The organism is Chitinophagales bacterium, from assembly GCA_020636495.1.
Taxonomy (GTDB): Bacteria; Bacteroidota; Bacteroidia; order Chitinophagales; family Chitinophagaceae; genus UBA5543.
In genome coordinates, this window is sequence record JACJXQ010000008.1 from 1,097,608 (window position 1) to 1,113,253 (window position 15,646).

The window sequence follows — 15,646 nt, forward strand, 5'->3', positions numbered from 1 at the left end:
CTTAATTATCAGGTAATTTTTTGTTAAAAGCGGGGGCAGTTCATTTTATCCCTGCCTTGTGTATACATGCCCTGGTAGATGAGGGAGAACTCAAGAGCACCGTTGTACTTTACATCCGGGGCTATATCTGACAGTGTAAGGTCGTAAGATGTGATGAATTTTACGCCCGACCACTCAAAGCCTAAAACGGGTACAATAGCGTCATTCAGCCTGTGGTAGGCACCAAAGATTACATTGGTCGGGTTACCAAGGTTATCTTCCGTGATGTATGCTTTTGCCTGTAGGCCATACACCAGCTCCTGCGATGTACTTTGCATAGAATAGTAAACGGATGGATTAAGTGTAAAAGTTTCGCTGGTTATAAAAATGGCGTCCAGGTAGGCAGAAGGCCTGATCTGTAATTTATTGTCCTGGTTATAGAAACTCTCTTTGGGTTGGTTAATGTGCGCTGCACTCACTCCCAACTTGATATAAGTGAACTCGCTGGGGTAGTATGCATAGTTCACACCTGCACCAATGTCCACATAGTTGGTTTGTGCAATGTACCCGGATTCGCCGTTCGATTGTGTAGCGTCAAATTTAAAACCGTCCCACTGCATGTCAAAAGTAAGCTTGCTGAAATCAACACTACGCTGTACATACGCGCCTGAAAAACCAACAGAGAACATACTGTAGTTCCCGGTTTGTATATGGTAGGCGGCAAATCCTTCATACCTGCTTAATGCCAGTTGACCATCACCGGCTTTGTCATTGAACATAGCCAGTCCAAGGCCCAGCCAGTTGGTAAGGTTGCGGTTGCGCAGCAACTGGAAATCTGCATAGGCCGAAAAGGTATTGAACGGAACAGGCACGGTAGACCATTGTGTACGGTAATTTGTACCCAGTCTGAAGTCTGCATCACTCATCAGTGCAGTATTGGCAGGGCTCAGCAACATGGGTGCATTATAGTATTGTGAAAAATGCAGCCCCTGGGCAAATGTTCTGTACTGTGCCAACAGCAGTACAGCGATAATTATTAAGTATGTATAATAGCGTTTTGCCTGCATATGGTCTCTATCTTAACAATGTTACATTTCCTTTCTTATAGTAGGTAGTACCGTCGATAAAAGTAACGTTCATCACGTACGCATATGCTTCAACCGGTGCTTCCTTACCCTTGAATTTACCATCCCAGCCTATACTCATATCTGTGGTCTGGAACACCATTTCTCCCCAGCGGTCGTATATCTTCAGGTCAAGGGCTTCAATGCCTGCGCCACGTACATATAGTATATCGTTATTGCCATCGCCATTAGGGCTGAATGCTTTAGGCAGGTCTGCAAGAGGATAAACATCAGCGTCTACGTATTTGCAGATAGTATCGCTGCAGCCGGTTTTGTTCTGCGCCTGCAGGCACACCAGGTACCTTCCTGTACGGTTATAGAATTTGGGCTGTGGCGTAAACAACTGGCTGAATGTATTGTCGCCGAAATCCCATACATAATTGGTAGCACGTTGTGACAGGTTCTCAAACAAGACCGGGTCATTCGTCACAGGAATAATAGGACTGTACCTGAAATTAGCTATCGGGGTCGATTCAACGGTTAGCGTAGTAGATATAGAATCTACACCATTACATGTTCCGGGGTTATAAGCATACAATATAACAGTATATACACCTGCAGTGTCATACACATGGTCTGGGTTAGCTGCGTCTGACGTTTGCCCGTCGCCGAATACCCACTTGAAAGTGACTGCATTGGTAGATCGGTTGGTGAACGAAGCTTTTGTCTTTTCGCATATGATGGGTGGCCCTTCAAATTTTGACTCAACGAACAAGGTATTGAAGCTGATCGTTTTGGTTATGGTGTCCGGAGAGTTACATGCAGTAGGGTCTGTCATGATAAGCGTAATAGTATACGTGCCGGTATCGCCATATTCATGTGAGCCGGGGTTGGCACCGGTAGCTCCTTTACCGTCACCAAAGTCCCATGCATAAGTTGTCGACCCAGGTTTATTGGTAACTGATGTATTGGTTATCGCTGCTTTGAATGGTTTACAGCTATCAGTCTGCTTAACTGTAAAGTCAGCCTTAATGGAATTGGTATCTACAATAATGGTCAGGTATTGCGTATCTCTTGTTTTGCAGGCATCAGGATTAATAGCTATCAACCTTACCTTGAATGTACCACCCGAACCATATGTGTAGGTTGGTGTGGCATTGGTACTTGTTTTACCATCACCAAAATCCCACTCGTAACTGGTGGCATTGTTAGAGCCTGCCGAAGTGAAGTTAATGGCTTCGCCCAGGCAAATGGTACCGTTGGGTGATGCATTAGCCTTTGCTGATACTACACCCAGGTTAAAGGCGATCTTAAGTGCTATCAGGTTACAGTTGGCACTCTGGTTGGTAGGGCTGTACACACCTGTTGTAACAGGGAATACAGCATTTTTACCCTCACCGCAGCCTCCGCAGATAGCCTGGTATACCACACCCGTTTTATCAAACCGGCTCGTGCCGCCATCTACGTGTTCAGGTACGGCAGAAGTGCCCCCGTAGTACGTAGCGTACAAAAGTGATTGCAGGTTCTTCTGGAATACAATGAAATAAAAGTCTCGTCCGTCAGTTGTTTTTTGTGCCGGTGCATTAACGCCTGTACCCGTACTTATGGGCATGTTTTGCGTGTTACCTACGCCCGGCGGTAAAGTACTACCGCTAGAGGTATATATATCGCCACCCCAGCCGGATATGTAAATGTTCTGGCAGGTGTCAACCAGGAAAGCAACCGGTGAAATATTGGTGGCCGTCGAGGTGCCCGAACCATAAACGGTAGAGAAAATATTGTTGGTAAGGTCATTGTCCAGTTTGATAACGAACTGGCTCGATCCCGGCACAGAATACACGCCCGATGGTTGTACAGGGAATGTACCGCCAAGTGTCTGCCCCATTGCATATACATTGTCCTGGTCGTCTACCTGTATACCATAGCACTGGTCATATCCCGGTGTGCCGATAAAGGTCCCTTTCTGTAACGGATAATTACCGCCATTCTGGAAACGCAGTATATAACCATCGGTACTACCACCGTATGACGATTTGTAGGTGCCGCCTGTACTCGGGAAACCGGAACTCATGGTACCGCCCGCTATGAAGATTTGCGATTCAGAGCTGTTGAGTGCCAGCACATAAGCAGCGTCGTCAGCCGAACCACCGATATATGTACTGTAGGTCAGGTTGGTCAGGTTAGCGTTCAGCTTAAAGAATACGGCATCCTGCGCACCACCTGATGAAGACTGGAATGCATTACCGCTTGTAGGAAAGTTGGTAGACTGTGTACAGGCTGCTACATATACATTGCCTGCTTTGTCCAGCAGCACTTCACTCCTGGCATCATCACCATAATTATGTTTCAGGTTGCCGGCAACAAACTCTTCGCCGTTGTAGTTAACCACGTCATCACCTGTACCGCCAATGAAGGTAGAGCCTATCAGCACGCTACCGGCAGCATTCAATTTGGTCACTACTATATCAGCGCCACCGTTGTGTGTCACGTCATAGCAACCCGCTATGGTGGGGTAGTTGTTAGAGTAAGTCCTGCCGCATATCACAAGGTTGTTCGACGCGTCTACAAATAAACTGTGAGGTTGCTCGTTATTAGAACCACCAAGATAGGTTGCATATACAAGCGTACTGCCTGTCGCATTGAATTTTGCGATACTCATGTCGCATGGATACTTACTTCCAGTAAGGTTGCTGCCTCCGCCGAATGTAACATCGTATGCACCGGTAGTAGTATTAAAACCGCCGCCGCCTTGCGCATCACTCACTATACCGCCTGCGTAAAAGTTGCCCTGCTGATCGTAGGTAGCGGTAAAGCCCCAGTTGTCGTAGCCAGAACCTGAGAAGGTGGCAAATACTACGGTGGGGTCTATCACCAGTGTCTGGCTCTTGTTATATCCTTTGGGGAAATTGTAGGTGATGGTATTACCCTTTACCTTGTATTTACACTTTACTTCTGTTCTTTGTCCGTCTATGTATTGATAAGCGTAAGGCTCCATTTCTTCTACCACACCTACTGATGTGGTCAGCAGCAGTTTACCATTATCGGTTCTTATGTCTTCGATACCATCATACTGTATAGCTATTTCATCAGCATTACCGCCGGGCGATACGATAAGGTCATATTTCAGCCCGCCCTCTGTCGAAGATATGTGCAGGTCTACGTTGTTATATATTCCGTTGTAATCAACAGCTAGGTTGGGGTGTATGCCAGATTTCCATTTGCCGGGGTCGTTACCCAGGAAGTAGTTGTAGTAGTGGCTCTGTTCTTTACTGCCGGTCACCTCGGCATTTTTATTAGCATTCACGAATATCATCCTGTACCTGTGAAAGTGCAGGGTCTCTGGAGTATTCGGCCCGGCTTTATGGTGCCTTATTTTGTCAATATTATCCTTATGGCCCACAACAATGTTGAATCCCGTAGGCTCAAGATATATATCACCATTGTTGGTAGCAGCTTTGTAAAAGAAATTCCCCGCCCATTGCCCGTCGTTGCGAACAAATTCAATATTGCCGGCAGGAGCAGCCAGTAACACTGAAGGAATAAAGAAGCTGATAAGAATTACCAGGTGTTTCCAATTCATTTTCAAGTATTTTAAAAAGCCTGAGACTTATAGTAAATGTAGCATTTTTTAACCATAAGTAAGGCTTAAAAATCCGTAAATGGCCAACTTTTGGGGGTATTAACTATCGGGAATGTAAAGGGCAGATGGGTGAAGAAACAGCAATTACAGGAGAGAGTAAGGACTACTGATGATGATGCGATCATCAAAAAAAACAGGAGATGAACAGGGTGAATTATACTAATTCACACACTTATTGGCACAGCTGCTGCTGGCAAAGGCTTCCGGTTTGGCTTTGAAGGCAAACCCCATACCCAGTATATAACCCATGGCCTCGCGCAGGGCTTCATTGCTTTTAAACTGGGGGTTGGTGTTGATGTCGGCATGTACTTCCATATCCACATCGTACTCGGTAAACAGGTTGCACAGCTCGTAGGCTATTTCAATGCTCTTGGCCACTTCTACCAGCATCCGCTCTTTTATGCTGTACTTCGTAGTGGTCTTGTCATTGTTGATGAACATGAAACCGCCGTGTTTCTCGCGCAGAAAAACAATGACCGTTGCAAACTCGGTGATTTTGCCGTGTACCTGCGAGTCGGTACCGATACATACTTTCAGTTTGTACCCGGCCTTCGTCTCCCTGACGATGGCATTTTCCACTGCCTGCTTCACCGGCAACTTAACAGGTTCTCCACTAAAGGTTCGCCATATCATATTGATTAGTTATTAGTTATATTAAAGTTATGCAGAATATTGTTACGAAAACCTTATGTGAATGTTACGCATATATGAAATGCACATGTTATGAACATTGGTCATTAACGATTCATTTACAATATTTCAGCCCTTTTCAGGGGGGCGGAATTTGTATGATATTGGCGAAAAATCTATCTTCACGTCATATTATTACTGCCTGATCCAACTTTATACAGTGCCCGGCACAAGTTGTTGTCGCAACACGCTGTATATATTTGATGTAAGGTGCCGTATAGAGAGACTAAGAGGTAACTGAATTTAAAATAATTAAGTATATCTCTTAAAATAAATACATGACAACCAGTTCATCCGTCAACGGATCGAATAGTACTAAAACAAACAACTGGTCTGCAAGGCGTTGGCTCCTGTTCTTCGGGGTGGCGCTGCTGGGCTGGACCGTGCTGTATCTTGCAGCGCACAGCAACATGGGCATTCCCGGTTACGAGCGCTCGGGTTTCTCCGCGGCCGATATACGTCATGTAAACAGCATACTCATCAACACTACTGCCGACGACCTGCCCCTCAGCGAAACAAGGCAGCAGATCAACAATACCAACGACGGTTTCCTGGATACATATCCTGTTGACTCAACAAAACAAGAGCCCTACAACGAATATTACGCACGCAACTACCAGTATACGCATACCTCGCCCATCGAGGACAAAAAAGAACGGGTGCGCAAAGCGATGGTCTACATCATCAGCCAGTATGGCGATGCGATAGACCGCGACGAACTGGCCAATATCCAGCAGTACATAACAACATTCAGCCCGAGGGAAACCGGAATTTTCCTGGCAGACTATCGCCTCAGGGTCAGGTCTTACTTCTGGCTCACAGGGGCTATGGTATATGCCGAGGTGATATGCTGGGTGATATTTGGTGTGCTGTGCAGTATGTTGTTCTATATTGGCAACCTGGTGCGCAGGGGCAATGGCAACGGCAGCAATCAACGCAATATCATATACCATGCCGCAAGGCTGTTCTATGCCCCTTTTCTGGCAGTGATGCTGGTGCTGGCATACAGCTACCTGAAAGGCGGTGCTACATTACATATTGAAGCCAGTGAGGTAATTATCATATTCGCCTTCCTGCTGGGATTTTATTCAGGCCTGGTGCAGGACCTGCTCGACAGGCTGAAGGGTAACACTGCTACCACGGTTGTAAACCACAGTTATGAAACGCCCATTGCTCCTCAGCAGCAATTCACAACAAAGCAGGAAACACCTGCCCCCGCCGCTACCGCTCAACAGCCGGCAGAAGAACAGGAGTTGGAAGAAGCCATTATAGAAGAAGTGCCCGAACCGGCGCAGCAATACCCGCCCGTACAGCAGGTGAAACCAAGGCGCAAGGTTATGAACGACAATAACGAGATAACCGAAGTAGAAATAGACCTCAAACTCGACTTCAGCGGATTGTTCGACGAGGAGCGCATGCAGCTGCAACGCCTCGGTTTCAACAGGGCTATCGTTACCCTGCACAACGTGAATGGTAAAGACATTATCCCCGCCAAAAAGCTGGACGACGACATGACCACCTTCGTGGCTACCGACGTAAAGCCCGGCATATACATAGCACGTGCCACACTATCGCAAAGGCTTAAGGACGACCAGATCATCAACCTGTTTGGTGAGAAGACCGCTTATATAACAGAAGACAAACCCGGGCTTGAACTCTACGTAAAAAAATACGAAACCACAGATTGATCCCACAATAGCATTCGTCATTATGAGGAGAGAGGAACGAAGCAATCTGGAAAGGTTGATTTTAATACCTCCAATATAATTCGTCATTGCGAACGAGTAACGCCCGTGGCGTTATGAGTGTGGCAATCTAGTCTCGTGATTGTATCATTGATATATTAGGGTGTTTTTCACGTTGCGCAGCCAATTAGATAGTTGTAAGTTTATCCACTGGCGCAGATGTTCCAGAGGGCATCTGTGTCTATTTAGTTAAGCCGGTTTGTAACCGGTATTCAGAGGTTTGAGGCAAAATATTATATTCAAAAAAAAATAGTCTTATCCCCCCTCTCGTCCTCGTTTGAAACGAGGATGTACCGGAACGGCGTTTGAACGCCACTATTCCAGCTCCAATGCATTTTTAAGATAGGTCATATCTGCACCCAGGGCCTTTTTGCTGGTCAGCAATAAAACAGGGTAAAGCATAAAGGAGCGCAGGTGCAGCTTGAAGTTTATGACGTGCGTTATTTTCGTCCCCTCACTTACCTTTTCCAGTAAAAAGCTCATATCAGCCTCTTTAAAAGTCGACGACTGTAGCAGTATGAATTTAAAGAACCGGGGCGGTTGAAACTCTGTGACACGAAACGATTGCCGCATGCCCGATGGTGCTATCGTATCTACAATGCATCCCGTTCCTGAAAAACTGCCTTCAGGTAATACAACAGAAGCAACACTCTTATCCCATTTCGGCGAATTCAACGGATCGGACAAAAAATCCCATACCTGCTCTATATCCAGGTTAACTGTGATCTCAGATGTCAGTTGCATGTTTCCTTTTTGGTTTACAATGGTCGCTTCAGCAAGGCAATATATCGAATAAGTTTTGAAACATAACCGTGACCCTGTTTGGAGTTATCCATTGTTAAGTTGTATTGGGGCAGAATGTTGCATTGTGCAGAAATACTATTTCAAGTCTTAGTTGGCATCCTATTCCGACATTATCCTTCTCAATAACATTATAGAAGTAGTTCTTTAGCCTGGCAGCGCAGTAGCACTGTAGTACCATCAAGGTTGCCCCCGAAACCATTGAAGCTTATGGTTTCGGACTCTTTTTCTTTGGTTCGTTTCTTTTGGAGGAGCAACAAGCGCAGCGACTCATTGAGACAATATGAAAGACATCATGAACGAAATAAAAGAAATGAACAGAGGCTGAAAAGAGCTAGCAAGACAAGGAATTATCAATGAGCTTAATGTAATTGCTAATCAACAATATAGCTTTTACCCAGCCATAACCATGTGAATAATTAATTTGTTGAACTAAACTATATTTTGTATTTTTGATATTGTTAATCAAATTAATACCAGCCATGAAGAATAAACCCGGTATAACCCCGCCCAACCAAAAGATGATGATACTACCGCCCCTGAACAAGGGGCTTTTTTATGGATTGTTAAGTACAGAAAGAATACTGTTTTACTTAACAATACTTAACAATTTCCCCACAAGGTGCTTATTGTCAACAACTTACAAACATCCCTTATTCCCGTTGGTAAAACCCGCAAATACATTACTTAACAAAATAGCGGCAGGTTACTCAACCCCGATAGCTATCGGGGCCAATATCCAAAAACCGACTATCTTTGCGCACATATTAAAATCTAATCAACAACTATGAGTTTCATTACAGACATAATAGCACGCCAGGTGCTGGACAGCCGCGGTAACCCCACAGTAGAAGTAGATGTACACACCAGCGATGGATACACAGGCCGCGCGGCCGTTCCGTCGGGTGCGTCAACAGGCAAGCACGAAGCCGTAGAGCTGCGTGACGGTGACAAGAAGAAATACTTAGGCAAGGGCGTACTGAAGGCTGTAAGCAACATCAACGACAACCTAGCCGAAGAGCTGTATGGCTGGGATATAACCGATCAGCGTGGTATAGACGCTGCTATGCTGCAGATAGATGGCAGCAAGAACAAAGGCAAGCTGGGTGCCAACGCCATACTGGCGGTGAGCATGGCTGCGGCAAAAGCGGCGGCGCAAGCCAGCGGACTGAGCCTGTACCGCTACGTAGGCGGCAGCAATGCCAAGACACTGCCCGTGCCGATGATGAACATCCTGAACGGTGGTGCGCATGCTGATAATAAAATAGACTTCCAGGAATTCATGGTTATGCCTGTGGGCGCTTCTACCTTCAGCGAAGGTTTGCGTTGGGGCGTGGAGATATTCCACCACCTGAAGAGTGTACTGAAAGACAAAGGCTACAGCACCAACGTAGGTGACGAGGGTGGTTTTGCACCGGATATCCAGAGCAACGAAGAAGCTATTGAGACCGTACTGAAAGCGATAGAGAAAGCGGGTTACAAACCGGGCGATGATGTGATGATAGCTATGGACGCCGCTATTAGCGAACTGTACGACGCTAAGAGCAAAAAATATGTATTCAAGAAAAGCGATGGCCGCAAGCTGAGCAGCGACGAGGTGGTAGACTATTGGGCTAAGTGGTGCAAGAAATACCCAATCGCGAGCATCGAGGACGGTATGGACGAGGACGACTGGAAAGGCTGGAAAAAACTGACCGATACACTGGGCGGCAAAGTTCAGCTGGTAGGCGACGACCTGTTCGTGACCAACGTAGACAGGCTGAGCAAAGGTATCAACGATGGTATAGCTAACGCCCTGCTGGTAAAAGTGAACCAGATAGGCAGCCTGAGCGAAACGATAGATGCGGTAACCATGGCGCAACACGCGCGTTACAACACGGTAATGAGCCACCGCAGCGGCGAGACAGAAGATTATACCATCGCCGACCTGGCCGTGGCCCTGAACTGCGGACAGATAAAAACAGGTAGTGCTTCGCGCAGCGACAGGATGGCGAAATACAATCAGTTGCTGAGGATAGAAGAAGAGTTGGGTGCCAACGCTTATTATCCCGGCAAAAATCTTATATTTGGTAAATAGGTAATTTATAGTGGCCGGCCCCGCCGGAGCCGGCCACTTACTCCTTTACCCGGCAAAACATACAGAGATGAGGAAAGTATTAAGGATAGTTGCCAATAAGTACCTGCTGATGGCCATTCTTTTTGTGGTATGGGTAGGTTACTTCGACCGTAACGACTGGTTTACCCAGCAGCGCCGCCAGCAAGACCTGGAAGATACCCGCGCCAACATTACTTACCTGCGCGCAGAAATTGCCGCCATGTACAAAAAGCGTGATGGTATTAAGAACGACCCTGCAGTACTGGAAAAATTCGCCCGCGAAAATTACCACCTCAAAAAAGATAACGAGGATATATACGTGTTCGAGTAATGGATCTTGGATATGAACATCCAATATCTATTATCCTTTTCGTCTCTTAAGTTCTTTGTTTATTAATGTCAGTTCGCGGCCTGTTTGCCCGGCAACGGAGGTATTCTCCTCGGCACGGCGCATCAGGTAGGGCAGTACATCTTTCACCGGTCCGTATGGCAGGTATTTGGCTACATTATACTTGCTGTCCGCCAGGTTGAAGGATATATTATCGCTCATGCCATATAGCTGCGAGAACCATACATGACTGCTGTCTGCGGGAATATTATGGTCGGCCATATACTTGGCAGCTGCAAAGCAGGATTTTTCGTTATGCGTACCAATAAAGACGGATAACTTGTCTAATCGCTCCAGGCAGAAGAGTACAGCGGCGTCATAGTCTTTGTCGGTTGATGCCTTGTCAGGCTGTATCGGCGACGGGTAACCTTGTTCAGCGGCGCGCTTGCGTTCTTTTTCCATGTAAGCGCCGCGCACCAGCTTGGCACCCAGTATATAGCCTTTGGCTGTGGCTTGCTCTGCAGCTATTTTAAGGTAGGGCAGCGCGCCTGTAGTGTACAACTGAAAAGTGTTGAATATCACAGCTTTATCCTTGTTGTACCGCTCCATAACCCCTTCACAAAGTTCGTTCACAGGGTGCTGTATCCAGGTCTCTTCGGCGTCTATGAGCACCATAACTCCCTGGTCGTGAGCACATTTGCATATTTCGTCTATGCGTTTGTGCACCCTCTGCCACTCTTGCTGTTCGGCGTCTGTCAGGTTGGCTTTGCTGTGCAGTTTCTCCAGCAGCGCAAAGCGGGCAAACCCGGTCACTTTGAGAGATATAAAGGGTATGTTGTTCTTAGAGGCGGCATATTTAATTGCCCTGACAAATTCGGGCACGGCTTTGTCAAATTCGGCCTCGCCTTCTTTGCCTTCTACACCGTAGTCCAGTATCACGCCTACATTGTATTGTCCCAGGGCATCGGCGGTGCGGGCAGCCTCTTCCATAGTAACACCACCGCAAAACTGCCGGAATATGGTCTTTTTTACTATGCCTTCTATGGGTAGTTTCCAATTGATAGCCCATTTGGTAACGGCCATGCCTACTTTGGTTATCGTGGGCGAACCCATGGATGAGAACAGGAACTGTGCCTGCTTTAATTCCTGATTGGTACGATATTTGAACGCTATCTCTGTATTGTCAAACTGTGGCAGCATATACTGGTATAAAAGCAGTTGCAAAAGTAATAGGCTTAAGTGATGGAAAGAAATTTTAATTTGGGAAGAGGGGTAGTGTCACAGCAATGTATAAAAAACGTGAAAAAGTGGCGAATTTGCTAACTAACGGTCAAATTAATTTGTCTTAATCTTATAAGAATATTTATCTTTACAGTTCAATAATTCCAAAAAATCGAAAAATGATGAAAAGATTACTTTTATTTATTGTAGGTGGTGCGATGGCAGCTAGCGCTTCAGCTCAGCAGGCGGAGGTAGTAAATTCAGGCAATACTCCGAGGATCGGACAATTGGTTGAAAAATATACTTTCGTTGACGACCAGTCAACCATCAACTCAATTCAATCAGGTAAAGACAGCAGGGCAGCAGCTAAAACAACTGCTCCGGCTCCGAGGTGGTATACACCTTACGATATCATTAACGCGCTGAACAGTAGCTCAATGGATAACAACAGGAGTTTCGTTCCTATCTGGTTTGATTCTACTATGTATATTAAATATAACAATAACCCTCAATTGAGTGCAGTAAACTTTGCGTCTTTCGGCCAGGTTATCGACCCTATCGGTGCAGGTGATCAGATGTTCAACGATGTATCGTTCAACAATACCAACACTATGTGGGTACAGGATTTTAACGCATACTCTGTTGACTCAGTAGAGATAAATGTAGCTTATATCAAAAACAAAAACCGTCCTTCTGGCGTTGTTGATACACTGATTCTTGCGCTGGCTCCGCAAACTGGCTCAAGGTATTATGTAAGGTCTACGGCCTCTTGGATAGGTACATATATCCCTGCTGATAAAGACACTATGTTTATCTGGAGGCCCGACGCTGATAGTGTTGGCCGCACAATATCTTCTTCTGACCGTAAAGTTTGGAAAGAATACCTGACAGATGCTGACCGTGATACTGTTAATACACAGAACAACACCATCACAACAAGGACTTGGAGGTTTGCAGTGCCTGGTGGCCTGACAGTTCCTGCCGGTAACAGGGTTTCTTTTACAGCTACCTTCAAATCAGGTGATACATGGACTAAAAATTCACAAACTGACTCTATTCAGGGTCACCACCATCTGAGGATTCTGTCAAGTGAAGTTACTGACAATGCTCTGATGAAATATGATTTCTATGGTGCTTTGAAAGATCGCAACCATTCTTCTCTGATGTTTACTACAGACACAGGAAGGTATTCAGTTTCTTATCCTTTGGAAAATGCTAACGGTGCTCAGTTCCCTTACGAACACCACAGGATGGGTGTATTGATATCTTGTGCTACTTGCTGGGTACTGGATGTTAAGAACACTGAAGGTCTGTTGACAAAAGGTGGTGCTTATCCAAACCCTGCTGTATCTTATGTTCACATTCCTTTCCAGCTGACTGCTGCTGCTGATGTGAATGTTACATTGACAAACACAGTAGGCCAGGTTGTAAAATCTCAAAAAGTAGCTAACGTTTCTAACGGACAGGTTACTTTCAACACATCTGACCTGACTAACGGTCTGTACCTGTACACTATCGAAGTGAACGGTCAGCGCTCTACAGGTCGTGTTACCGTAGCACACTAATAAATAAAGTAAATTTATATAAGAAAAGGGCGACTTAAAAGTTGCCCTTTTTCATTTTTACGAAACAATACTTTATTATTGCACATCCCTGAACGATTTAGGCGACAGGTATATATTAATATAAAAAAGAGCAAAAGGGTAAGCGAATGGCAAAGAACCTGCTGATAGTGGAGTCTCCGGCGAAGGCGAAAACGATCGAGAAGATACTGGGCGAAGATTTTGAGGTAAAGTCCTGCTATGGCCATATCCGTGACCTTGAGAAAGAGGACATGGGTATCGATATCAATAATAACTTTTCACCGAAGTATAAGATATCTGACGATAAACAGAAGATAGTAAAAGAGCTGAAGTCGCTTGCTAAGAAATCTGATGAGGTTTGGTTAGCAACGGATGAGGACCGCGAAGGGGAAGCTATATCATGGCACCTTTGCGAAGTACTCGGCCTGAATCCGGACACTACCAAAAGGATCGTTTTTCATGAGATAACCAAACCTGCTATAAAGAAAGCTGTTGAGACGCCTCGCACGGTGAATATGCACCAGGTGAATGCACAGCAGGCCCGCCGCATCCTGGACAGGATAGTGGGGTTTGAGATATCGCCGATACTTTGGCGCAAAATGAGTATGCGCAACAACCTGTCAGCAGGTCGTGTACAATCTGTAGCTGTCAGGCTGATAGCGGAGCGTGAAAGAGAGATCAATGCTTTTACAGCACAAAGCAGTTTTAAGCTGGAAGCATTTTTCCAGGCAGAGGACCTGAATAAAAAGAAAGTCACGTTTAAAGCAGAAGGTAGCGAGAAACTGACCAATGAAGAGTCAGCGCGTAACTACCTGAATGATTGTATCAATGCCAGCTACTCTGTAAGCGATGTACAGGTGAAACCTGCGAAAAAATCGCCTGCGGCGCCGTTTACTACTTCAACACTACAGCAAGAGGCCAGCCGTAAGCTTGGATATTCTGTTTCTAAAACCATGCTACTCGCACAAAAGCTATATGAAAGCGGGCAGATAACCTACATGCGTACAGATTCTGTGAACTTATCAGACACTGCGTTGGAAGGTGCTCAAAAAGCGATAACTGCTCAGTATGGCGAAAAATACCACCAGCTGAGAAAATATAAGACTAAGAACGAAAGCGCTCAGGAAGCGCACGAAGCCATACGCCCAACTGATATGAGTGTTACCGAAACAGGTAATGCTGATGCACAAAGGTTGTATGATATGATATGGAAACGTACCATGGCCAGCCAGATGGCTGATGCTGAACTGGAACGCACTACTGCCAAGATCTCTATCTCTACCCGTAAGGATGAACTGACCGCTAAAGGTGAGGTGCTGCGTTTTGATGGTTTCCTGAAAGTGTATACTGAAGGCAAGGATGATGAGGATGAAGAAGATGAGAACTCAGACATGCTACCGCCACTGACCGTAGGTATGCAATTGCCTTTGGTAGAGATGCGCAGTACTGAGAGGTTCACGCGTCCGCAACCCAGGTATACGGAGGCATCCCTGGTGAAGAAACTGGAAGAGTTGGGAATAGGTCGTCCCTCTACTTATGCACCAACCATTAGTACCATACAGCAAAGGGGGTATGTAGAGAAAAGGGATAAAGAAGGCACGCCAAGGGTGTACCGCATATTGAGCCTGAAGGATAAGAAAGTAACCGAGAGAGAAGATAGCGAGAACACAGGTGCAGAGCGTAATAAATTATTCCCAACCGACCTGGGATTGGTAGTAACAGACTTTTTGAGTGAGAACTTTAAAAAAGTAATGGACTATGGTTTTACTGCCCAGATAGAGCAAGAGTTTGATGATATAGCACAGGGTAAGAACCTGTGGTATAAAATGATCAAAGATTTTTACAAGCCTTTCCACGAAAATGTAGAGCATACGCTTGAGCATGCAGAGCGTGCAAAGGGTGAACATTACCTGGGGACGGATGAAGCAAGTGGTAAACCTGTAGTGGCACGACTTGGCAGGTATGGACCGATGGTGCAGATAGGTACCACCGAAGATGAAGAAAAACCTCGTTTTGCTAAGTTGCGCCCGAACCAAAGTATTGAGACCATTACATTTGAAGATGCCATGGAATTGTTCAAACTGCCAAGAACACTGGGCCAGTTTGAGAACCTGGACGTGGTAGTGAACATCGGCCGTTTTGGCCCTTATGCGCAACACGATGGTAAATTCTACTCGCTGAAAAAAGAAATGGACCCTTATACAGTAGAGCTGGATGAGGTAGCACCGCTGATAGAAGAAAAACGAAAAGCTGCAGCTGAGAATACTATCAAGATATTTGAAAAAGAAAAGATCAAGATACTGAAAGGCCCTTATGGACCTTATATAAAACAAGGCTTGCGCAACTATAAAATACCTAAAGAAAAACAGGAAACCGCAAAAGACCTGACACTGGAAGAGGCTAAAGCTATTATAGAAGAAGTAAAAGCAAATCCTCCTAAAAAAGCTGCGAGAGGTAAGAAGAAAAAGTCGTAAATTGGCTGTAGAGAACAAGGAAAGCA

At 45.6% G+C, this 15,646-nt stretch carries 10 protein-coding genes; 5 read left to right on the forward strand and 5 right to left on the reverse strand.

Annotation, left to right across the window (positions count from 1 at the left end; translation table 11 throughout):
- Positions 1-23: 23 nt before the first annotated feature.
- The 3 genes from H6550_04790 to H6550_04800 form a co-directional block, all read right to left on the reverse strand.
- On the reverse strand, positions 24-1,046 hold the full coding sequence (locus H6550_04790) for a PorP/SprF family type IX secretion system membrane protein (GenBank protein ID MCB9045440.1): 1,023 nt from the start codon (positions 1,044-1,046) through the stop codon (positions 24-26).
- A 7-nt stretch (positions 1,047-1,053) separates the two neighbouring features.
- Positions 1,054-4,623: a PKD domain-containing protein gene (locus tag H6550_04795; protein MCB9045441.1), complete on the reverse strand. Its 3,570-nt coding sequence runs from the start codon at positions 4,621-4,623 to the stop codon at positions 1,054-1,056.
- 219 nt (positions 4,624-4,842) lie between these two features.
- Positions 4,843-5,316 (reverse strand): ribonuclease H-like YkuK family protein, encoded by a 474-nt coding sequence (locus H6550_04800; protein MCB9045442.1) that lies wholly within the window; start codon positions 5,314-5,316, stop codon positions 4,843-4,845.
- A 335-nt stretch (positions 5,317-5,651) separates the two neighbouring features.
- On the opposite strand from H6550_04800, the gene H6550_04805 reads away from it, so the two are divergent.
- Entirely contained in the window at positions 5,652-7,061 is a 1,410-nt protein-coding gene (locus H6550_04805) for a hypothetical protein (GenBank protein ID MCB9045443.1), read from the forward strand.
- A 372-nt stretch (positions 7,062-7,433) separates the two neighbouring features.
- Here H6550_04805 and H6550_04810 read toward each other — a convergent pair whose 3' ends face one another.
- Positions 7,434-7,862, reverse strand: coding sequence for an SRPBCC family protein (locus H6550_04810; protein MCB9045444.1), 429 nt, complete (start codon positions 7,860-7,862; stop codon positions 7,434-7,436).
- Between the two features lie 844 nt (positions 7,863-8,706).
- Between H6550_04810 and eno the strand changes: the two genes are divergently transcribed.
- Both eno and H6550_04820 read left to right on the forward strand, forming a co-directional pair.
- Positions 8,707-9,996, forward strand: a complete 1,290-nt coding sequence (eno, locus tag H6550_04815; GenBank protein ID MCB9045445.1) for a phosphopyruvate hydratase — start codon at positions 8,707-8,709, stop codon at positions 9,994-9,996.
- Between the two features lie 67 nt (positions 9,997-10,063).
- A complete protein-coding gene (locus tag H6550_04820; protein MCB9045446.1) occupies positions 10,064-10,345 on the forward strand; it encodes a septum formation initiator family protein in 282 nt (93 codons plus the stop codon).
- A gap of 30 nt (positions 10,346-10,375) precedes the next feature.
- On the opposite strand, the gene H6550_04825 is transcribed toward H6550_04820, so the two are convergent.
- Positions 10,376-11,542, reverse strand: coding sequence for a proline dehydrogenase family protein (locus H6550_04825; GenBank protein MCB9045447.1), 1,167 nt, complete (start codon positions 11,540-11,542; stop codon positions 10,376-10,378).
- Between the two features lie 200 nt (positions 11,543-11,742).
- On the opposite strand from H6550_04825, the gene H6550_04830 reads away from it, so the two are divergent.
- Both H6550_04830 and topA read left to right on the forward strand, forming a co-directional pair.
- Positions 11,743-13,128, forward strand: coding sequence for a T9SS type A sorting domain-containing protein (locus H6550_04830; protein ID MCB9045448.1), 1,386 nt, complete (start codon positions 11,743-11,745; stop codon positions 13,126-13,128).
- Between the two features lie 146 nt (positions 13,129-13,274).
- A complete protein-coding gene (gene topA, locus H6550_04835; protein MCB9045449.1) occupies positions 13,275-15,620 on the forward strand; it encodes a type I DNA topoisomerase in 2,346 nt (781 codons plus the stop codon).
- The last annotated feature ends 26 nt before the right edge of the window (positions 15,621-15,646 follow it).

What these genes read in the sequence shown, in the direction of transcription:
- eno (MCB9045445.1), top strand. Translation starts at nt 8,707, where the DNA reads ATGAGTTTCATTACAGACATAATAGCACGCCAGGTGCTGGACAGCCGC.
- H6550_04805 (MCB9045443.1), top strand. Translation starts at nt 5,652, where the DNA reads ATGACAACCAGTTCATCCGTCAACGGATCGAATAGTACTAAAACAAAC.
- H6550_04810 (MCB9045444.1), bottom strand. Translation starts at nt 7,862, where the DNA reads ATGCAACTGACATCTGAGATCACAGTTAACCTGGATATAGAGCAGGTA.
- H6550_04820 (MCB9045446.1), top strand. Translation starts at nt 10,064, where the DNA reads ATGAGGAAAGTATTAAGGATAGTTGCCAATAAGTACCTGCTGATGGCC.
- topA (MCB9045449.1), top strand. Translation starts at nt 13,275, where the DNA reads ATGGCAAAGAACCTGCTGATAGTGGAGTCTCCGGCGAAGGCGAAAACG.
- H6550_04825 (MCB9045447.1), bottom strand. Translation starts at nt 11,542, where the DNA reads ATGCTGCCACAGTTTGACAATACAGAGATAGCGTTCAAATATCGTACC.
- H6550_04790 (MCB9045440.1), bottom strand. Translation starts at nt 1,046, where the DNA reads ATGCAGGCAAAACGCTATTATACATACTTAATAATTATCGCTGTACTG.
- H6550_04830 (MCB9045448.1), top strand. Translation starts at nt 11,743, where the DNA reads ATGATGAAAAGATTACTTTTATTTATTGTAGGTGGTGCGATGGCAGCT.
- H6550_04800 (MCB9045442.1), bottom strand. Translation starts at nt 5,316, where the DNA reads ATGATATGGCGAACCTTTAGTGGAGAACCTGTTAAGTTGCCGGTGAAG.
- H6550_04795 (MCB9045441.1), bottom strand. Translation starts at nt 4,623, where the DNA reads ATGAATTGGAAACACCTGGTAATTCTTATCAGCTTCTTTATTCCTTCA.